Origin of the sequence: Rubellimicrobium rubrum (assembly GCF_006152115.1) — a bacterium.
In the GTDB taxonomy this organism is placed as follows: Bacteria; Pseudomonadota; Alphaproteobacteria; order Rhodobacterales; family Rhodobacteraceae; genus Rubellimicrobium; species Rubellimicrobium rubrum.
This window is the reverse complement of record NZ_VDFU01000035.1, coordinates 13,536-33,189: the sequence shown is the minus strand read 5'-3', so window position 1 is coordinate 33,189 and position 19,654 is coordinate 13,536. Positions and strand designations below refer to the sequence as shown.

The 19,654-nt window shown below is 66.1% G+C and carries 22 protein-coding genes and 1 tRNA gene; 14 read left to right on the top strand and 9 right to left on the bottom strand.

What is annotated here, in order from left to right; genetic code table 11:
* A partial coding sequence (locus tag FHG66_RS23020; protein ID WP_134059749.1) for an EF-Tu C-terminal domain-related protein occupies positions 1-69 on the top strand: 69 nt, incomplete at its 5' end.
* 89 nt (positions 70-158) lie between these two features.
* Here FHG66_RS23020 and FHG66_RS18795 read toward each other — a convergent pair.
* On the bottom strand, positions 159-836 hold the full coding sequence (locus FHG66_RS18795; RefSeq protein ID WP_139078591.1) for a lysophospholipid acyltransferase family protein: 678 nt from the start codon (positions 834-836) through the stop codon (positions 159-161).
* A gap of 118 nt (positions 837-954) precedes the next feature.
* Between FHG66_RS18795 and FHG66_RS18790 the strand changes: the two genes are divergently transcribed.
* The gene (locus FHG66_RS18790) at positions 955-1,629 is read left to right on the top strand and encodes a tellurite resistance TerB family protein (RefSeq protein ID WP_139078590.1); all 675 of its coding nucleotides are present in this window, start codon (positions 955-957) and stop codon (positions 1,627-1,629) included.
* Positions 1,630-1,674: 45 nt separating this feature from the next.
* A tRNA-Trp gene (locus tag FHG66_RS18785) sits at positions 1,675-1,750 on the top strand.
* 349 nt (positions 1,751-2,099) lie between these two features.
* Here FHG66_RS18785 and FHG66_RS18780 read toward each other — a convergent pair.
* From FHG66_RS18780 to FHG66_RS18745, 8 genes are all read right to left on the bottom strand, one after another.
* Entirely contained in the window at positions 2,100-3,044 is a 945-nt protein-coding gene (locus FHG66_RS18780; RefSeq protein ID WP_139078589.1) for a DMT family transporter, read from the bottom strand.
* A gap of 529 nt (positions 3,045-3,573) precedes the next feature.
* Positions 3,574-4,347: an SDR family NAD(P)-dependent oxidoreductase gene (locus FHG66_RS18775; protein WP_139078588.1), complete on the bottom strand. Its 774-nt coding sequence runs from the start codon at positions 4,345-4,347 to the stop codon at positions 3,574-3,576.
* Positions 4,348-4,530: 183 nt separating this feature from the next.
* Complete coding sequence (locus tag FHG66_RS18770; RefSeq protein WP_139078587.1) at positions 4,531-5,592, bottom strand: ABC transporter ATP-binding protein; 1,062 nt, start codon at positions 5,590-5,592, stop codon at positions 4,531-4,533.
* A 13-nt stretch (positions 5,593-5,605) separates the two neighbouring features.
* Positions 5,606-6,649: an NAD(P)-dependent alcohol dehydrogenase gene (locus FHG66_RS18765; protein WP_139078586.1), complete on the bottom strand. Its 1,044-nt coding sequence runs from the start codon at positions 6,647-6,649 to the stop codon at positions 5,606-5,608.
* A 5-nt stretch (positions 6,650-6,654) separates the two neighbouring features.
* On the bottom strand, positions 6,655-6,924 hold the full coding sequence (locus FHG66_RS18760; protein WP_218013909.1) for a DUF2160 family membrane protein: 270 nt from the start codon (positions 6,922-6,924) through the stop codon (positions 6,655-6,657).
* 3 nt (positions 6,925-6,927) lie between these two features.
* Positions 6,928-7,764, bottom strand: a complete 837-nt coding sequence (locus FHG66_RS18755) for a carbohydrate ABC transporter permease (protein ID WP_139078585.1) — start codon at positions 7,762-7,764, stop codon at positions 6,928-6,930.
* 4 nt (positions 7,765-7,768) lie between these two features.
* Positions 7,769-8,644: a carbohydrate ABC transporter permease gene (locus tag FHG66_RS18750; protein ID WP_139078584.1), complete on the bottom strand. Its 876-nt coding sequence runs from the start codon at positions 8,642-8,644 to the stop codon at positions 7,769-7,771.
* 112 nt (positions 8,645-8,756) lie between these two features.
* Positions 8,757-10,193 (bottom strand): extracellular solute-binding protein, encoded by a 1,437-nt coding sequence (locus FHG66_RS18745; RefSeq protein ID WP_246082683.1) that lies wholly within the window; start codon positions 10,191-10,193, stop codon positions 8,757-8,759.
* A 292-nt stretch (positions 10,194-10,485) separates the two neighbouring features.
* On the opposite strand from FHG66_RS18745, the gene FHG66_RS18740 reads away from it, so the two are divergent.
* The 11 genes from FHG66_RS18740 to rplA all read left to right on the top strand — a co-directional run bounded on the left by FHG66_RS18740 (position 10,486) and on the right by rplA (position 19,619).
* Complete coding sequence (locus tag FHG66_RS18740; RefSeq protein WP_139078582.1) at positions 10,486-11,370, top strand: sugar phosphate isomerase/epimerase family protein; 885 nt, start codon at positions 10,486-10,488, stop codon at positions 11,368-11,370.
* 54 nt (positions 11,371-11,424) lie between these two features.
* Complete coding sequence (locus FHG66_RS18735) at positions 11,425-12,642, top strand: ROK family protein (protein ID WP_139078581.1); 1,218 nt, start codon at positions 11,425-11,427, stop codon at positions 12,640-12,642.
* A gap of 18 nt (positions 12,643-12,660) precedes the next feature.
* Positions 12,661-13,644 (top strand): tagatose kinase, encoded by a 984-nt coding sequence (locus FHG66_RS18730; RefSeq protein WP_139078580.1) that lies wholly within the window; start codon positions 12,661-12,663, stop codon positions 13,642-13,644.
* Positions 13,644-14,912, top strand: a complete 1,269-nt coding sequence (locus tag FHG66_RS18725) for a D-tagatose-bisphosphate aldolase, class II, non-catalytic subunit (protein WP_139078579.1) — start codon at positions 13,644-13,646, stop codon at positions 14,910-14,912. Before FHG66_RS18730 ends, FHG66_RS18725 begins: the two co-directional genes overlap by 1 nt.
* A 195-nt stretch (positions 14,913-15,107) precedes the next feature.
* Positions 15,108-15,836: an SDR family oxidoreductase gene (locus FHG66_RS18720; RefSeq protein ID WP_139078578.1), complete on the top strand. Its 729-nt coding sequence runs from the start codon at positions 15,108-15,110 to the stop codon at positions 15,834-15,836.
* Between the two features lie 534 nt (positions 15,837-16,370).
* Entirely contained in the window at positions 16,371-16,742 is a 372-nt protein-coding gene (locus FHG66_RS18715; RefSeq protein ID WP_139078577.1) for a hypothetical protein, read from the top strand.
* Positions 16,743-16,814: 72 nt separating this feature from the next.
* The gene (locus tag FHG66_RS18710) at positions 16,815-17,357 is read left to right on the top strand and encodes a 2'-5' RNA ligase family protein (protein WP_139078576.1); all 543 of its coding nucleotides are present in this window, start codon (positions 16,815-16,817) and stop codon (positions 17,355-17,357) included.
* Between the two features lie 66 nt (positions 17,358-17,423).
* Complete coding sequence (gene secE, locus FHG66_RS18705; RefSeq protein WP_139078575.1) at positions 17,424-17,621, top strand: preprotein translocase subunit SecE; 198 nt, start codon at positions 17,424-17,426, stop codon at positions 17,619-17,621.
* Positions 17,622-17,789: 168 nt separating this feature from the next.
* The gene (gene nusG, locus FHG66_RS18700; protein WP_139078574.1) at positions 17,790-18,323 is read left to right on the top strand and encodes a transcription termination/antitermination protein NusG; all 534 of its coding nucleotides are present in this window, start codon (positions 17,790-17,792) and stop codon (positions 18,321-18,323) included.
* 139 nt (positions 18,324-18,462) lie between these two features.
* A complete protein-coding gene (gene rplK / locus FHG66_RS18695; protein ID WP_139078573.1) occupies positions 18,463-18,915 on the top strand; it encodes a 50S ribosomal protein L11 in 453 nt (150 codons plus the stop codon).
* Positions 18,916-18,917: 2 nt separating this feature from the next.
* Positions 18,918-19,619 (top strand): 50S ribosomal protein L1, encoded by a 702-nt coding sequence (rplA, locus tag FHG66_RS18690; protein ID WP_139078572.1) that lies wholly within the window; start codon positions 18,918-18,920, stop codon positions 19,617-19,619.
* The last annotated feature ends 35 nt before the right edge of the window (positions 19,620-19,654 follow it).

Below are 19,654 nucleotides of genomic sequence, written 5' to 3'. Positions count from 1 at the left end.
CTGCGCTTCGCCATTCGCGAAGGCGGCCGTACCGTCGGCGCCGGCGTGGTGTCGAAAATCCTGGCGTGATCCAGCACTGTCCCTGACAACAAAAGCGGCCGTCCTTCGGGGCGGCCGTTTCGTTTTCCGGGAGCATCAGGCCAGATGCCTACACCCCGTCATCTCTGCGCCAAGGCTTCCGCCTCGTCGGCCACGGCTGTCAGGGCCGCTTCCAGATCCCGGCGCATGGCTTCGCGTGTCGCGTCATCCATTCGGCGCGGCAGCTCGGATCGCCAAAGCCGCCACACCACCGCGCCCTGCGTAAAGGGGCGGGGCCAGACAAGCCTGTCCCATGTGGTGAGCCGTTTTTGCCGCCGCATAGCGAAGGCATAGATGAAAACCGGCCGACCCGTGGCCCGCGCCCATTCGAGCGGGGCGTCCTTCAGTTCCCGGACCGGTCCCGAAGGACCATCCCCGGTGATCCCGACGCTTACGCCCCCGCGCAGCCGGCGCATGACCTCGCGCGATGCGGCCAGGTTGCCCTTGCGTGACTGCATGGCGATGGGGCGCGTGCCGAGGTGCGCCTGAACCGCTCCGGCCACGCGTCCGGCGAAGCGGGTCGTATGCAGCGCCGAGATCGGACCCCATTCCCCGCGCCAGTGCAGCGCTGACAGGGCAATCCGCTCGTGCCAGAGCACCAGGATCACCGGGCCGTTCTTAAGGGCTGCCTCGATCTCCGCGTCGCCCTGCCGTGTCCACTGCGTCGTCGCATGGCATAGCCTGATCCACAGGCTCAGGGGCCAGCCCAGGACGTGAGGGCTCCAGGATTGTCGCCCCAGCCATTTGCGAAGGCTCATCGGATCCTCCTTGTGCCCGGGGGTGGCGATAGCCCGCCTGTCCGGGGCGGGGCAAGATCTTGGAGCAAGGCGAGGCGCACCCTATGTGCCAGACAGGGAATCATTCGATAGGACTGACATGGACGACTCCAGCACGCGCAACTTCCTTGACCGCATCCTGACCGACGGTCGGGCCATGGCCCAGCGCGGAGAGGATCTGGCGGCGCAGCGGCTTGGGGTAGGGGACGATCCGGCCTCGCGCGCTCGGCTTCGCGAAACCGGGCTGGCCGGCGGCGCGGCCCTGGGCGTCGTGGCCATGCTCTTGGGGCGGCGGCGGCGCAGCACCTTTTCGCGCAACGCGCTGCTGGTGGGTGGTGTCGGGGCCCTTGCCAAGATCGCCATGGACGCCTGGGCACGACAGGGCGGCACGCCCGACCGGGCCGCCGCCGCGCTCGAGGACGACAGTGCCGAGACGCATGCGCGAACCCTCCTGCTGGCCATGGTGGCGGCGGCCAAGGCCGACGGACACATCGACGAGGAGGAGCACAGCGCCATCGAGGCTGAACTGGAGGATTTACCCGAGTCGGTGAAAGGGTTCCTGGGCGAGGCCATCGCCGCCGCGCCCGATCCTGACGCCATCGCCGCCCGCGTGCAAGGCGGGCAGGAGGCCCGCGAGGTTTACACGGCCTCGGCCCTGATGTGCGGGCGGGACCACCCGATGGAGGTGGATTACCTTGATCGGCTCGCTCGCGCCTTGGGTCTGTCCCACGAGGAGGCGCGGCGGATCGAAGGCGATATCCTCGCGGCTGTCTGACCCCCTTGATCCCCGGCGCTGTTCAGGCTAGTCGGGGATCGGCCTAGGGGTATAGCTCAGCCGGTAGAGCGACGGTCTCCAAAACCGTAGGTCGCGGGTTCGAACCCTGCTGCCCCTGCCAAATCCATCCAGATCGGTTCCGGTGCGTCGCGAGCTTTCCGAGCGACGGATTGGGCTGCGCTACCCTCCGTAGATCGCGTGTGCCATGGCCTTCTGCGCAGCAGTGCGCATCTCTTGGACAGTCCTGGTTCTGCGCCTGCGTGTGACCGAACCAGAACAAGTCCTCCGTCAGGACAGGCAAATCAGGCGCCATGTCGGCGCTGCCCCGGTGGGAATGGAAGCCCGAGGGACCCGACGCGCCATCCCGTCCTGGCTGCCTGCGATTACCAATGGGGGCCCCGCAGGAAGTCAGCCTGGGCGTGGCGGGCTATGGGCGCAGCACCGGAGGCCCCCCTTTCACGAGCATACTGTCACCCCGCCTTTGCCTTGCTTTCCACATGGGCGGTTTCTGGCGCCCAGGAGAAGAGGACGATGCCGCCAAGGGACACGGCCAGTCCGATGGCCATGGCCCAGGACAGGGGTTCGCCGAACATGATCCAGGCCCAGATCATCGTCACGGGAGGGCTCAGATACAGCACGGCCGTGACCCGCGCCGGGGAGAACCGGCGTAGCGCGAGGTAATAAAGGCTCCAGGAACCAAAGGTCGCCACGATCACCAGCCACAGGATCCCGCCGACGAAGCCCAGCTTCATCACCGGCGCGACGCCGCCTTCGAACCATGCGGGCAGCGCGAGAATGGCGGCAGCCGCCAGACATTGCAGGCAAAGGCTCTGGTGGACGGGCAGGGCACCGGCCGGGCTGCGCTTTTGAAGCAGGGTCGCCAGAGCGAAGGACAAGGTGCCCAGGATCGGCAGCCCGTAGGCCCAAAGGGGCACGTCCCCCAGCTTCAGGGCTCCAGCCGAGGCGATCAGAACGCCCACGAAGCCGATGAGCGATCCGAGCCACTGAAGCGGGGTCAGCCTTTGGCCCAGAAGAGGCCAGGACAGCAGCGCCACCATGAGCGGCAGCATGTCGGCGATCAGTGCAACCAGGCCGGTCGGCACGCCCCGACCGATGGCGAGCGCGAAGCCGGACAGGTAGCCCGCCATGGCCAATGCTCCGAACAGGATCTGCGGGGGCACGTCGCTCCACCGCAGCCTTGGGCCCATGGTCAAGGCGAAGGGCAGGAGCAGGAGACCGGAGATCAAGCTTCGCCACAGCAGGATCAGAAAGATGGGCGCGTGGTCGCTGGCAAAGCGGATGCCAAGAAAGCCGGCGCTCCAGGAGACGACCAGCGCCGCTTCGAGAAGGAAAGGAAGCAGAAGGGCTAGGAACCTGCTCCGCGGACGATCAGGCGCCAGGGTGCTATTGGACATCGGATCGGGCCTTTAGGTTGAGACGGCAGTTGTGGCGGCGCTGCCGGGCTATGGGCAATCCCTTTGGACGGAAGGCTGGCCCGTAGAAGGACAAGGTCGCCCCTGTCGAAACGCGCAGCCATCAAGACGGTCTCAGCTTGGCCATGGGCTCCTGGTCCTGACCTGGGCTGGTACGGAACGCGTCGGCTTGCAAAGAGGCCCGCACAGGATGAGTTGACGGGTGGTCTGACCCGTTGGACGTGGCCGGTCGGCCCCTTGGGCGTCCATGGTCCGCACGAAGCGGTTCAGCGACGACCAAGGCAGTCCGGCAGGCCGCTCCGGTCAACTTCGCAGGCATCAACATCAGCCCCCGATCGCCTCCCCTGTAGTTCGAGCGGGCCCTGCGAGAGGCTCTGCGTGTCAGGAACAGACAACCCGGTCCCATGTGCCAGGGCTCGGCCAAATCCGAAGCCTTCAGGCCATGGACCGACATCGGAGTTGACAGCCGAGCGGCAGGCAGGCCGCGGGCCGTCTGCTTGGCGGCTTCGTGTCACCAGCAGGTGTAGCCTGCATCCACCGGTACCACGGCCCCGGTGATCAGGCTTGCGGCGCCCGAGGCCAGGAACAGGACAGCGGCCGCCACTTCGTGCGCCTGACCCATCCGGCCCATGGGCGTATCGTTGAGCCAGATGGGGATGCGCTCCTGATTGAGCGGGTTGGCAAGGACCATCGGCGTCTCGATGTAGGTTGGGGCCACCGCGTTGATCCGGATGCCGTGGGCCGCCCACTCGGCCGCCATGGACCGGGTCAGGTGGTGCACCGCCGCCTTGGACACGTTGTAAGGTGTCTGCGGCTGCGGCCGGTTGGCGATGGTGCCCGACATGGAGCCCAGATTGACGATGGAGCCCCGGCGCGCCTGGATCATGTGCCGGCCAAAGGCGCGGGCGCACCAGAACACGCCGTTGACGTTGACGTCCATGATCCGAAGCCAGTCGGCATCGGTGATGTCCTCGCTGCCGATGCCGCTTTGGCCGATGCCGGCGTTGTTGACCAGCACCGTGGCCGCCATTCCGCGCGTGGCAAGCTCGTCCGCGATCCCCCGCATGCGGTCGGAGCGGGTCACGTCGCCGGCAAAAGCATGGACCTCCACGCCCTTGCTGCCAAGCGTCTGCACGGCCTCTTCGGTCGCGGCTTCCTCCGCTTCGATTATCACGATGCGGGCTCCGGCCTCGCCCAGCGCTTCGGCGCAGCAAAGCCCGATGCCGCGTCCTCCGCCGGTGATGACGGCCGTCTCGCCATCCAGCCGAAAGCGTTCCTGATACATGTCGCAGTCCTCGTAGATGAACCGGAGCCGCCCCGGTCCGGTCGGAAGGGTTGGCTGTCCCGCAGTGCATTCCGCAGGTGCCGAGAAAGGGGCCGCCGCCAGATCGGTGCGACGCCGCTACAGGGTACCAGTCCTTGCGCGCCTAGAGGTCGAAGGCTTGCGGGCCGCCGCGCCGGGGCTGTCTCAGATCCGCTTCTCGGTCGCGCGGTCGAACAGGTGTACCTTCGACACGTCGATCCGGAACGGCAGCTCATCGCCGGGCCTAGCCGCGATCCTTTGCCGGACGATGGCGTCGATCATGTCGTTGCCGACCTTGGCGAACACCTGCGTCTCGGCGCCCATCGGCTCGATGACGGCCACCCGCACCGGGATTCCGCCGGGGCCGATCTCGATGTCCTCCGGACGGATGCCGTAGATGACGGCGCGGCCTTCCTCGGCCGATCCCGGCGGCACTGGCAGCACAAGCCCGCTTTCGGCGACGAACTGCAGGGCCGCGCCTTGCGATTGGATCCGCCCATGGATGAAGTTCATCGCAGGCGATCCGATGAAGCCCGCTACGAAGACGTTCTGCGGCCGGTCGTAAAGGTCGAGCGGCGCGCCGATCTGCTCCACGCGGCCGTCACGCATGACCACGATCTTGTCGGCCATGGTCATGGCCTCGATCTGGTCGTGGGTGACGTAGATGATCGTCGTCTTGAGCCGCTGGTGAAGCTCCTTGATTTCCACCCGCATCGTCACGCGGAGCTTGGCGTCGAGGTTCGACAAAGGCTCGTCGAACAGGAACACCTGCGGGTCGCGAACGATGGCGCGGCCCATGGCCACCCGCTGCCGCTGCCCGCCCGAGAGCTGCTTGGGATAACGCTTGAGGAGGTGGGACAGGTCAAGGATCTGCGCAGCCTTGCCGACCTTGCTGTCGATCTCGGCCTGGGGCCGCTTGGCCATCTTGAGCGGAAAGCCCATGTTCTCGGCCACGGTCTTGTGGGGATAAAGCGCGTAAGATTGGAACACCATGGCGATGTCCCGCTCCTTGGGGGGGACGTCGTTGACGACCCGCCCGCCGATCCTGATCTGTCCGCTGCTGATTTCCTCAAGCCCGGCGATCATCCGCAGGAGCGTCGATTTCCCGCAACCGGACGGGCCGACAAGGACCACGAACTCCCCGTCGTCGATGTCGACGTTGACGCCGTGCATGATCTCGGCCGCACCGTAGCGCTTGACGACGTTGTCGATGGTGACGTTTGCCAAGATGGCTCCTTCCTTATTGCGGCAGTTCGATCTGCATCTTCACGTCGCCGGACGGCGCGGAGGCGGCGATCTCGAAGGCATGGACGCTTTCGTCGAACTGGAACGTGCGGGTGATCAGGGGCTTCACGTCGATGGCGCCCGACCCGATCATGGCCACGCAGCGCGGGAAGGCGTGGGCATAGCGGAAGATGTTCTCGACCCGCGCTTCGCGGATCATGGCGGCTCCGGCGTCGTAGGCGATGGGGTCGGGCTGCCCGCCGATCATCACGACGCAGCCGCCGGGGCAGAGCGCCTCGAAGATGGTGGCCGCGGCGCGGGGGCTGCCCGTCGCCTCGAACACCACCTCCACGCCCCAGCCGTCCGTGTCCTTCAGGATGACCTCGGCCGCCGATTGCCGCGTCACGTTGATCGGCGTGATGGGCCCGAGGCTGGCCGCGATGGCCAGCTTGGCGTCGTCCAGGTCCGAGACGTAGACCCGCGCGCAGCCCGCCGCCAAGGCCGAGAGAGCCGTCACGAGCCCGATCGGCCCGGCCCCCATGACGAGAGCGATGTCGCCGGGCTTGATCCGCGCCTTGGTCGCCGCGTGCACGCCCACGGCGAGGGGCTCGACCATGGCGGCTTCCGCAAAGCTTACGGTCTCGGGCAGCTTGAAGGTGAACGCCTCGGGGTGGACCACCGTGGGTCGCAGGACGCCGTGGACGGGCGGGGTGGCCCAGAAGCGCACCTTGGGGTCGACGTTGTACATGCCCATCCGCGTGGCGCGGCTGTTGGGGTCGGGGATACCCGGCTCCATGCAGACCCTGTCCCCTTCCTTCAGGGTGGTGACGGCCGAGCCTACCTCGATGACCGTCCCCGAGGCCTCGTGTCCCAGGATCATTGGCGCGTTGACGACGAAAGGACCGATGCGCCCGTGCGTGTAGTAGTGGACGTCCGATCCGCAGATGCCCACGGTATGCAGCTTGATGCGCACATCATGGGGGCCCAGCACCTCATCCTTCTCGATGGGGAGGTCGCGCAGGGCGAGTTCGCCCTTCTGCTCAAGAACGAGGGACTTCATGGCCTTTACCCTTTTCGAATGAGGATGATGCCCACAATCAGGGCAATGGCGTTGGAGATCCAGATCGAGAGTCCCAGCGGCTCCATGACCCGGAACCAGAACAGGGACAGGGCCACCCACAGCATGACGCCGATGAAAAGGCGGTCGAACCAGTTGGTTTCGATCGGCAGGAAGCCCGGCGTCTTCTCGGCCATCGGGGCCAAGGCCGGCCGGGCGTCCTCCTCGGCGTGGATGTGGATGGGTGTGTCGAGGTCGTCCGGCTCACGATGGGTCATGCCTCACCCCTTCACTGCGCCAAAGGTCAGGCCGGCGACGATATGGCGCTGGACCATGCTGAACACGATCAAGGCCGGGATCAGCGTGATGACAGAGATCGCCGCCATGACGCCCCAGGCCGTGCCGGTGGTCGTCACGTATTCCGACAGGCCAGTGGTCAGCGTCCGTGCGTTGAAGTTGGTCAGGGTCGCCGCCAGAAGGTATTCGTTCCACGCAAAGACCCAGGTCAGGATCAGGGTGACGGCGAGGCCCGGGCGGGCCAGCGGGAAGATCACTTCCGTGATGATCTTCCACGGGCTCGCGCCATCGATGAAGGCCGCCTCGTCCAATTCCTTGGGGATGCCGTCGATCGTCGGCCGCAGCGTCCAGATGGCGAAGGGCAGGTTGAAGGTGCAGTAGACCAGGATCATGCCGATCCGCGTGTCGGCAAGCGAAAAGTCCCCGATCCTGTAAACCTGCGTCAGCAGCAGGAAGAGCGGCAGCAGGAACACCGCCGGTGGCGCCATGCGGTTGGTGATGGTCCAGAAGAAGATGCTTTCCTTGCCCGGAAGGTCGAAGCGCGACAGGGCATAGCAGGCCAGGAACCCCAGCGTCGTCACCAGGAAGGCATTGCCCGTCGAGATGATGAGCGAGTTCATCATGTAGCGGCGCAACGTGGAGTCGGTCAGCACGTCGACGTAGTTCTGCCAGTAGAAGCTCTTCAGGATCACCTCGGGCGTGCTGAACAGATCCACCGTCGGCTTTACCGAGATGACGAAAAGCCAGTAAATCGGGAACAGCGTGACAAAGCTGATCAGCGTCCAGAACAGGACCGACAGCCAGGGCTTTTGGCGCTTCATGGTCTCAGGCCTTGTTGTTGCGCGGGGCGATCAGGCCGACATAGAGCAGCCAGCAGACAAGGATCGTGATGTATAGGACGACCACGGACACGGCGGACCCGTAACCGTAGTTGGTTCTCGGAAACACTTCCCGGAAGATGTGCACCCCGATGTAGCGAGTGGCCGAACCCGGGCCGCCGCCGGTCAGCATCAGCACCTCGTCCACCACCCGAAGGGCGTCCATGAGCCGGATGAAGACCGTGGCTACGATCGCGGGCCGGATCATCGGAAGGGTGATGTGCCAGAAGATCTGCCGCTTGCTGGCGCCGTCGATCTGCGCCTGCTCGAAGGGATCGGCCGGCAGAGCGACAAGGGCCGCGATCAGAGACAGCGTGACAAGCGGCGTCCAGTGCCAGATGTCCATCACCACGGTTGTGACAAAGGCCGCGACCGCGCTTTGCCCGATGTTCAGGTCATAGCCGAACCAGCTGTCCAGCAAATCGGGGATGATCCCGATGGAAGGCGTCGTCATCAGCTTCCAGATCGAGCCGACGATGATGGGCGCCATGATGAGCGGAAGGGTATGGATGGTGCGAAAGAACGCCTTGCCCGGAAAGTCCTTCATGAAGGCCTGCGCGAGGGCGTAGCCCAGGATCAGCTCGGATGTCACGGCGAAGAAGACAAAGGCCAGCGTCACGCTGAGCGACGACAGGAACCCGGTGTCGAAGACGAGCTGGCGGAAGTTGTCGGCTCCGTTCGCGATCATCTCGGGATTGGCGGCGAACGGGTTCCATTGATGGAACGACACCCACAGCACGTAGATGAAGGGCACGACCCCGAACAGGCCCAGGATCACCAGCGTCGGGGCAAGGAGCATCCAGCCCAGCTTGTTGGATCGCATCCGTCGTCCTCCCTCGCTGCAATGCTAGTCTGGCGCAGGCTCCGCAACGACAGAGCTGCTGTCTGGTCGGGGCCGCCGCCACTGGTGGCGGCCCCTGGTCGGGATCGGTCTCTTACTTGCGGTAGCCGAGAGCAGTCAGCTCTTCTTCCGTCTTGGCGGCCATCTGGTCGAGGCCTGCGTCGGGCTCGATGTCGCCGGTCAGGATCTGGTAGAAGATCGGGGAGATGGCTTCACGCAACTGGGCGTGGAACGGGAATGGTGGAGCACCGGCGAAGAGCTTGCCCTGGTCGCGCAGCAGGTCGAAGTAACCGCCGAGGGACGTATTCAGCTCCTGCACCTCAGGGGCGTCGTAAGTGGAAGAGACCGTGATCCGCGGCGCGGCGACGGCCCACTGGGCCTGAACTTCGGGCTGGGCAATGAACTGGGCGAACAGCACGGCAGCGTCCTGGTTCTGCGAGCTGACGGGGATGCCAAAGGCGCCGCCGTCATAGTAGCCGATGTAGCCCTCGCCGGACTCGGCCGCCTCCATCACGCCCTCCGCGACGGGCGGGAGCGCCACGCCGACATTGCCCACGACCCGGGACTGGTTCTCGTCCGAGGCGATCCAGGCGGCATTCTCGCCGTAGATCAGGCCCTGGGCCACGCGGCCCGCCGCAAAGGTCGTCGCCGTTTCCGACCAGGTCGAGGCCGAGCTTTCCGGGGGGGCGATGTCGCGCAGGTGCAGCCACCAGCGCAGCGCCTCCTTGGCCTCGGGCGAGTTCATGGAGCCACCGTTCTCGACGGTGGCGGCGAAGTTGTTCTCGGCGTTGATGCCCCAGTTGTAGACGCCGAAGGTCGGCGCCACCGACTCCACGTACTCGTACCAGGAGGCCGGGTGGCCGGTATGGGCCTGGGCGGTCGTGCCCCACAGGTCCTCTCCCCGGTCCTGGCCCAACTTGGTGAAGAATTCCGCGATTTGCGTGTATTCTTCGTGGGTCTTGGCGGGCGCGAGGTCGCGGCCGAACTGCTCCTTGAAGGCGGCCTGCACCTCGGGGTCGGCGAACAGGTCGGTGCGGTAGAGATAGAGCTTGATGAAGGCTTCCATGGGGATGCCGTACAGGCCGCCATCCTCGTCGCGGAAATAGTCGGCGAAGGTCGTGAAGTTCGCCTCGTCGAAGTTCGGGGCCTTGAGCTCGGGCTTGTCCGCCAGGGCCTGGCTGATGTTCACCAGGAAATCGCGGGACAGGTAGGAGTAGATGATGTCCTGCTCGATATAGACCATGTCATAGATGCCGGTCCCGGCCTCCATGTCCTTGATGGCCTTGTCGTACATCTGGTCCCAGGAGGTCGTCTCGATCTCGACGTTGATGCCGGTCAGTTCGGTGAACTGCGGGGCCAGCACGTCCTTGATGTAGTTCGACGGCGGCGTCGATTCCGTGACCCCGTGCAGGGTAACGCCCTCGAACTGCGCGCCGGCCTGACGCCAGAAATCGTCGGTCTGAGCGAATGCGGCCGAAGCCGCCAGCCCCAATGCCAGTGCGGACGCACTGATGCGATACCCGATGCTCACGTTGGATCCCTCCCAAGGTTCCGGGCCAGCTGTTCCCGCCTGCCCTGCGCTTTCCCTTAGAGCATCTAGGTGGACATGACAAGATTTGTTGTGGCACAATGCAAACCTGAGGCCACCCTGTCGCGCAGCAAGCAATTGACAGAACGTCATAATCTGAACCGTTTTCTCTGGGCTTCAGCATGAAACCCTGCGAAAGGTGCGTTATCACGCGAGCAGTAAAACGAGTTTGTTGCTATGGGCTGCAAAGCTATCTAAGGCTGAAGGCCAACAACGAGAAGCGGGAGGAGTCATCATGCGGCGGTTGGGCATCCATTCTTTCGTGTGGACTGGAGGGCAGACGCAGGACGGCCTCGAAATGGCGCTGGAGAAGTCGGCGGAGCATGGCTATCGCACCATCGAGTTCGCCTATTTGCGCCCCGCGCTGTTCGACCTCGACCGCTTGGCCAGAAAGGCGCAGTCGCTGGATGTCGAAGTCGGGGTGACCATGGGCCTCCCGCTCGACAAGGACGTCTCGAGCGAGGATGCCGCCGTGGTGGCGGAGGGCAAGCAGATGCTGTCGGACGCCGTCCGGGCGGTGCGGGACATCGGCGGCAACAAGCTCGGTGGTATCCTGTATTCCGCGCATACCAAGTACAACTGGGCCCCCACGCAGCGCGGCTGGATGAACAGCGCGGCCACGCTGGCCGAAGTGGCCGAGGAGGCCGGTGCCATGGGCGTCGATGTCGTCCTCGAGGTGGTGAATCGCTTCGAGACGAACCTGCTCAACACGGCGGCCCAGGGCTTGAAATACATCCAGGACTCCGGCTCTGACCGCCTGCGCCTGCATCTCGACACATTCCATATGAACATCGAGGAAGCGAACCCCGCCGCCGCCATCCGGCTGGCCGGCGACAAGCTTGGCTACTTCCACATCGGCGAAAGCAACCGGGGCTACCTGGGCGATGGCGTGATCGACTTTAACGCCATCTTCGACGCCCTCATCGACATCGACTACCAGCGCGACGTCGTGTTCGAGAGCTTTTCGACCGCCATCGTGGACGAAGCCCTGTCGCTGGCCTGTGCGATCTGGCGCGATACCTGGAGGGAGAACGACCCCCTTGCGGCCCATGCCAAGCAGTTCATCGAACTCAAATACGCCGAGGCGCAGCGCCGCCGCGCCACAACCGCTCGTCCCTGATTCCATGGGCCCGATAGGTCGACCGACGCCAAGAATGGACATCTGGCACGCCAGATGATCGACCTCGCCGCCATCACCAGCACGCCCCGGCGGATTCGTCAGGCTAATGCGGCCGCGGCGCTGAAGGCGCTCTTCACTCATGGACGGCTGAGCCGCGCGGAACTCGCGCGGCATCTTGGGCTGAACCGATCATCGTCGGGTCACATCGTGGCAGACCTGACCGAAGGCGCGCTGGTCAGGGAGGTGTCCGAGGACAAACCCGACCGGACCGCGCCCGTGCGGGCAGGCCGCCCCGGCATCCTTCTCGAACTGGTGCCCGAGGCTGCCGTCTTCCTAGGAGCGGAGATCGGTGTGGAGCATATCACGACCGTCTGCATCGACCTCAACGCGGATATCCGGACGTCCCGCGTGGTGCCGTTCGACGGGCGATCGGTGTCCGCGCCCGAGGTGGTCCGCCGCGCGGCTCAACTGGCGCTGGAGGAGATCCCCCCGGGGATGGCCGAACGATGCGAAGGATTCGGCCTGGCCGTGCCGGGCCAGATGGACGTTCATGGGCATCTCAGGATCGCGCCGATCCTGGGCTGGCGGGACGTGGATCTGCAAAGCCTCGCCCGCGCCGCGCTTCCTGCAGGCATGCCCGTCCTCGTGGAGAACGACGCCAACGCCTTCGCCATCGGCGAAGGCTACAAGCGTGGCTACGGTCGAAGCGGCGTCACGCTGTTCCTCGTGATCGAGAGCGGGGTCGGCGGTGGCATCGTGATCGATGGCAAGCTCTTCCAGGGCGCGCACGGACTGGCTGGAGAGATCGGCCATATCCAGATCCCCGAAGGGAGCGGTCAGGAGTTGGAGGAGCTGATCGGCCTCGAGCGGCTGTTGACCCGCCACCGAACAGCGTCCGGGCGCGCGGATGCGACCTTGGGGGGGTTTCTGGCCGACGTCCGCGACCGGGCGCCCCAGGCGGTCGCCATCGCCGAGGAGTGGGCTCGTCATCTGGCCTTCGCCATCGTTCAGACCGGCCGCTTCATCGACCCCGACCGCATTGTCCTGGGCGGCTCGGTTGCCGCGCTCTATCCCATGGTGGCCGCCCGGGTGGCGATCTACATCAGGGCTGGCCAAGCGCCGACCTTTCCCGTGCCCGAGATCCTGGTGCATGAAGCGCCCGAGATGGGGGCGGCCTTCGGGGCGGCCTGCAAGCTTCACCAGCGTTACTTGTCGCTCGAAAGCGAGCATTCGGCCGATGATGCAGCGGCTAAGGCAGCGGGCCCGGCATGACGCAGGAGGTGATTGGCCATGGCTGACGCAAACAGGTTGGCGCCAGACTCCCTTGGGCCCACGGTATGCGTGGGCGAGATCCTTGTGGAGATCATGGCGACCACCGCCGGTGACGGGTTCCTGGAGCCCTTAGACCTAATCGGGCCATTCCCCAGCGGGGCGCCGGCCATCTTCATCGATCAATGCGCCCGCATGGGCGGGTCGGCGGCGATGATCGGGGCCGTGGGAGCCGACGACTTCGGCCGGGTGAACACGGCACGGCTGGCGCGTGACGGCGCCGACATCTCGGGGATCGCGGTGGATCCCGACTATCCGACCGGCAGCGCCTTTGTCCGGTACCGCTTGGACGGTTCGCGGGACTTTGTCTTCAACATCGCCCGCTCCGCCGCCGCCCGCTTTGGCTGGACCCCAAAGGTTCAGGCGCTCATCGAACGGTCGGGGCACCTGCACGTCATGGGGTCGGCTTTGGCCATGCCCAGCGCCTGGTCGGTCATCGAGAAGGCGGCAGGGATCATCAAGGGACGCGGCGGGTCCGTGTCGCTGGACCCCAACCTTCGCAAGGAACTGCGCTACGACGCCGAAACCGAGGACCGGTTCGCCCGGCTGGTGGCGATGTCGGACCTGCTGCTCCCCTCGGGCCCGGAGCTGGAGCGCGCCGCGGGTGTCGAGGGTGAGGCCGCCGCGATCGCCAGGCTTCTCGGCATGGGAGTGTCCGAGATCGTGATGAAGCGCGGCGCCAAGGGGGCCACCTGCTTCCTGGTGGACGGCACCCGCACCGACGCCCCCGCCTTTGTGGTGGACGAGGTCGATCCGACCGGGGCCGGCGACTGCTTCGGCGGGGCTTATGTCGCCTGCCGCCGGCTGGGGATGGGCCCCGTCGAGGCGCTCACCTATGCCAGCGCCGCCGGGGCTCGCAACGTCACTGTCCGCGGCCCCATGGAAGGGGCCGGGACCCGCGCCGAACTCGACGCCTTCATTGCGAACACACCGAGGCGGATCTGATGCCCGTGACCCTTGACCAACTGGCCAGCCTTCGTCGCGCGGGAACGCCGCAGGGCATCACCTCGGTCTGCTCCGCACATCCGATCGTTCTGCGGGCCGCCCTGCGACACGGGCGGGAGACGGGCGCGACCGTGCTGGTCGAGGCCACCTGCAATCAGGTCAATCACCAGGGCGGCTACACGGGCATGCAGCCCCATGACTTCGCGGCGCTGGTCCAGGGGATCGCCCGCGAGGAGGGCTGCCCGCCGGAGCAGGTGGTCCTGGGCGGCGACCACCTGGGGCCCAACCCCTGGCGGGACCGTCCTGCCCAGGAAGCCATGGCCGATGCCGAACGAATGGTGGAGGCCTATGTCGCGGCCGGCTTCCGCAAGCTGCATCTCGACGCTTCCATGGGCTGCGCCGGCGAGCCGCCCGCTCTCGACGACGAGGCGACCGCCCGCCGCGCCGTTCGGCTCGCCTGGGTGGCCGAGCGGGCCGCAAGGGCCGCCGAAGGTCCGATGCCCGTCTACATCATCGGCACCGAGGTTCCGCCTCCGGGCGGGGCCGACCACGCCCTCGACCACATCGCACCCACCACGGCCGAAGCGGCCCGCACGACGATCGCCGTCCACCGGGAGGTGTTCCAGAGCCAGGGATTGTCGGATGCCTTCGACCGGGTGATCGGCCTCGTGGTTCAGCCCGGCGTGGAGTTCGGCAACCGCAACGTCATCCCCTATGACCGCGCCAAGGCCCAAAACCTCATCGGCATGCTCGGCGAAGAGCCGGGACTGGTCTTCGAGGCGCATTCCACCGATTACCAGGGGACCGGACCCTTGCGGGAGTTGGTGCAGGACGGCTTCGCCCTCCTGAAGGTCGGGCCGGAGCTCACCTTCGTCCTGCGCGAAGCTCTCTACGCACTGGATCTCATCGCGAGCGACCTCGTGCCCGGCTACGGCGAACGGCCGCTGTTCCAAGCCATGGAGTCGGTCATGCTCGCGGAGCCCGGACACTGGAACCGCCACTACGACCCTGGCGGACCAGACGCACGGACCCTTCGACACTACTCCTTGTCCGACCGCATCCGTTACTACTGGGCCACCCCGGAGGCGCAGGCGGCGGTCGAGCGCCTTCTCGGCACGCTGAAAGGTCAACAGGTTCCACTGCCGCTCCTGTGGCAGCACATGCCCGCCGGAACGCAGTTCGCCGAAACGCCGCTCGACCCGCAGGAGGTCTTGGTCTGGCGGGTCGGGCAGAGCCTGACGGCCTATCACCGGGCCTGCCTCGCCTGAGGGATCAGGCCATCTGCTGCAAAAGGATCGTGAATGCCATCCGAGGCCACTTCCATGAGGTCGCTGCGCGCCGGTCCGGCGAGCCGGGCGCCCGGCCGGCCTGCACTCACTTGAACCAGCCATCCGGCACCCTTGGTCCAAAGGGTGCCACATTCAGGCCGTCGGGGGACGGCTTCGCATCAAAGGGAGCATACCATGGCGAATGAACTGGAAGGCAAGGTCGCGGCCATAACGGGAGCGGCGTCGGGCATCGGGCTTGCCAGCGCCGAGGCGATGATGGCCGCCGGGGCCAGGGTCGTCCTGGTCGATCGGGACGAACGGGCCCTTGCCGCCCTAGCCGAGAAGCACGGCGCAGCGGCGATCCCGCTCAAGATCGATCTTCTCGACCCCGCCAGTTGCGCGACCCTCTTGGACGGCGTCCTCGAGAAGGCGGGCCAGCTCGACATCCTGCATGCCAACGCCGGCACCTACATCGGCGGCGACCTGACCGAGACGACGCCGGAGACGATCGACCGGATGCTCAACCTGAACGTCAACGTGGTGATGAAGAACGTCCATTCGGTGATCCCGCACATGATCGAACGCGGGACCGGCGACATCATCGTCACCAGCTCTGTCGCGGGCCACAGCGCGATTCCGTGGGAGCCCGTCTATTCCGCCTCGAAATGGGCGATGAACAGCTTTGTCCAGGCCATGCGGCGGCAACTGAACAAGCATGGCGTTCGTGTAGGCTCGGTGTCGCCGGGCCCGGTGATCAGCGCGCTCCTGGCCGACTGGCCCGAGGAGAACCTTAGGAAGGCCAAGGAAAGCGGCAGCCTCATCGAGCCCAAGGAAGTAGCGGATGCGGTGATGTTCATGCTGACCCGGCCGCGCAATGTCACCATCCGCGACGTCGTGGTCCTGCCGACCAACTTCGACATTTGAGAGCGGCGGGCGCAGGCGCCCATCCCTGAAGCCAGGGTGGGCCGTCAGAGGGGCAGGGGAGGGGGCGCCTGCGTCCTGACCCCCTCGGCACTGCTTGTGCGTCACGCCGGCTCTTCTCCTGGCGCGACGCTATTTTCCGGGCGACGCGGCCTTCGCCCGGTTGCCATCGCCCCTATCCCGTAGGCCAGCCATCGCTTGGGCGCAGGCCCGAGCCTGCCAAGCCGAGGGCCAGGTCCTCGTGCGGCCGGACCGGCAAGTGAACGCAAGGGGAGAAGGAAGGGTCATCGCAGCGCACCGCTTTAGAGGCTGGGGGCTGTCGGTCCCAGCCGCCTCGCGCGAGTCGGGCCGCTGCCCTGCTGATTGACATGACGTCGACGAGGCTTGGCATGCGCGTGTCGCACGCAAAAGGTGCAGGGCACGGGCCAGAATGCGGCAGGGCCGCCACAACCGGCGATTGACACAATCCTGCCTTCGCTTCGAACGCTTGCTGCTCCGATCTCCCGCTAGGCTGGTCCGGAGCATGGAGCCCATCCTATGGCCGAGATTTCCGATCTGACCACCCGGCGCGCGCGCCAGATCGCGCAGACCTTCATGACGGCGTACCAGCGACAGCGGAACGCGATGCGCATCGCGGGCGTGCCCTCCGCCGAATTGGCTCCCGGCGACGATGGGGAGACGGTGGTGGCGGACGTCGCCGCCTGCATGACGGTCGCGACCTCGCTGGCTCCGGGCGCGCTGACCCCTGCGGTGCTCGGTCGCATGCAGGTGGCCGAAGGGGATACCTTCATGGTCCTTCGCCGCGCGGCCGAGGCCTACTTCGCGTCCGAGGTTCTGCGCCGTGACCTGGGCCGTTCGGCGGCCGAGCCGTTCCTTCGGTTGCGCGACATCCTGCCAGGCGCTGCCTGAACCTCTTCCCTCTCCGCGCATTGTGACGGCGAAGGTCGGCCCGCCCCGTAGGGCGAACCGGAGGAGGGCGCCATGGCAGTGGACAACAGGACCGAGGGGCCGGGCGAGGAGCCCCTGATCCTTACGCTCGCGCTCGACCCGGACAGCTTTGCCCGCTTCGACCGGGAACGGCGCGCCCATTTCCCGGCTCGGCTGAACCGGATCCCCGCGCATGTCACCCTGTTCCATCACCTGCCCGGTTCCGCCGAGCAGGACATCCTCGCCACTCTGGGGGCTGCTTGTGCCGTCCTGGGGCCAATGCCGGTGCGGGTGACGGGCCTTTTCTCTTTGGGCAAAGGCGTGGCGTACCGGATGGAGGCCTCGGCCATCGCCGACCTGCGCAGGGACTTGGCCCGCCAGTGGCGCCCCTGGCTCACCGCCCAGGACCTCCAGCCCTGGAAGCCTCATGTGACCGTGCAGAACAAGGTGACTCCGGCCGACGCCCGTGAGACGCTGGCCCGACTGCAAACCGTCTTCGTGCCATTCGAAGCCTGGGCCGAGGGTCTCTTACTTTGGCGCTACATGGGCGGGCCCTGGGACGCGCTGGGGCGCTTTCCGTTCGCCGGGGCCGACTGACCCTCGGGCTTGCGCTTGAGCCGGTCACCGCGTATGTGGCGCGGGTTCCGCCCGGAGGATCCGTCGATGGCCACCAATCCAGTCGATTTCATCAACCAGACCCGCGCAGAGGTCGGCAAGGTCGTCTGGCCCACGCGGCGTGAGGTGGTGCTGACCACGGCGATGGTCCTGGTGCTGGCTGCGTTGGCCGCGGTCTTCTTCAGCCTCGTGGATCTGCTGATCCGCAGCGGCCTGACTGGGATCCTGTCCTACTTCGGAAGCTGACGGTGCCTCTTGCGCTCGACCACCGAGGGGCGTAAGAGCGGCGGGCTTTGGACAAGTGGGCGTGGGCGCGGCGAATCGTGCAGGCGCCCCCTTTTCATTTGAAGCGGGGGCTTGGGTCCCCAAGGGAATGCTCCGGCGAACGCCGGTCGGGCGATGGGTGCGGCAGACATGGCGAAACGCTGGTATTCGGTCTCGGTCCTCTCGAACTTCGAGAAGAAGATCGCCGAGCAGATCCGCGCCAAGGCGGCCGAGAAGGGTCTTCAGGAACGGCTCGACGAGGTTCTCGTTCCGACCGAAGAGGTCATCGAGATGCGTCGCGGCAAGAAGGTCCAGGCCGAGCGTCGCTTCATGCCGGGCTATGTGCTCGTGCATATGGAATTATCGGACGATACCTACCATCTGATCACGTCCATCCCCCGCGTCACGGGCTTCCTTGGCCCACAGGGCAAGCCGATGCCGATGCGGGACAGCGAAGTGAATGCGATCCTGAACCGTGTCGACGAAGGCGAGGTCGCGCCGCGCAACCTCATCCGCTTCGAGATCGGGGAGCGGGTCAAGGTCAACGACGGCCCGTTCGAGGACTTCGACGGCATGGTCGAGGGTGTGGATGAGGAGCATCAGCGCCTCAAGGTGTCGGTGTCGATCTTCGGCCGGGCCACCCCGGTCGATCTGGAATTCTCTCAGGTGACGAAACTCTCCTGAGCGGACGGCCCCTGACGGGGTCCGTGGGAGGGAAGGGGGCCGCGGCTCCGGACCCGGACCACGCAACGAAGGCCCGCCCGGCGCGCCGGATCGGGAGTTGGACAAGGGGGCCTGTCCCCCACGATGAAGGAGAGGCCACATGGCCAAGAAAGTCATCGGTTCGTTGAAGCTGCAGGTGAAGGCCCAGCAGGCGAACCCATCCCCGCCGGTCGGCCCCGCGCTCGGTCAGCGCGGGATCAACATCATGGCGTTCGTGAAGGAATTCAACGCCAGAACGGCCGACATCGAGGCAGGCGCCCCGACGCCAGTCGTGATCACCTATTACGCGGACAAGTCTTTCTCGCTCGAGTTGAAGACGCCCCCCGCGTCCTACTTCCTCAAGAAGGCCGCTGGCCTGAAGCCCGTGGGCAAGCGTAACCGCCCGAAGGCCTCGACCCGTCCGGGCAAGGAAGTCGCCGGCAGCGTGACACTCGCGCAGGTGCGCGAAATCGCGACCGCTAAGATGAAGGACCTGAACGCGATCTCCGTCGAAGCGGCCATGCAGACGATCATGGGTTCGGCGAAGTCCATGGGTATCGAGGTGAAGGGCTGATCATGGCGAAGCTTGGCAAGAGACTCCGTTCCGCCCGCGCCGCCTTCGAGGGCCAGGACAACCTGCCCGTCCAGGCAGCCGTAGAACTCGTGAAGGCGAACGCCTCCGCGAAGTTCGACGAGACCGTCGAGATCGCGCTCAACCTGGGCGTCGATCCCCGCCATGCCGACCAGATGGTCCGTGGCACGGTCACGCTGCCCAACGGCACCGGTAAGACCGTCCGCGTGGCGGTCTTCGCTCGTGGCGAAAAAGCTGACCAGGCCCGTGCTGCCGGCGCGGACATCGTCGGCGCCGAGGACCTGATGCAGACGATCCAGGGCGGCACGATCGACTTCGATCGTTGCATCGCCAGCCCGGACATGATGCCGATCGTCGGTCGCCTGGGTAAGATCCTGGGCCCGCGCAACCTGATGCCGAACCCCAAGATCGGCACCGTGACCCCCGATGTGGCCGAAGCCGTTCGCGCCGCGAAGGGTGGTCAGGTGCAGTTCAAGGTCGAGAAGGCCGGTGTGGTGCATGCCGGCGTCGGCAAGGCCTCGTTCGATGCCGATAAGCTGGCCGAGAACATCCGCGCCTTCGTGGATGCCGTCCAGCGGGCCAAGCCCACCGGGGCCAAGGGCGCCTATCTCAAGAAGGTCTCGATCGCTTCGACCATGGGTCCGGGCGTGTCGGTCGACCTCGCGTCTGCCACTGGCAACGCGTGATCGAAATTCCGCTTCGCCTTCCGGGCGAAGGGGTC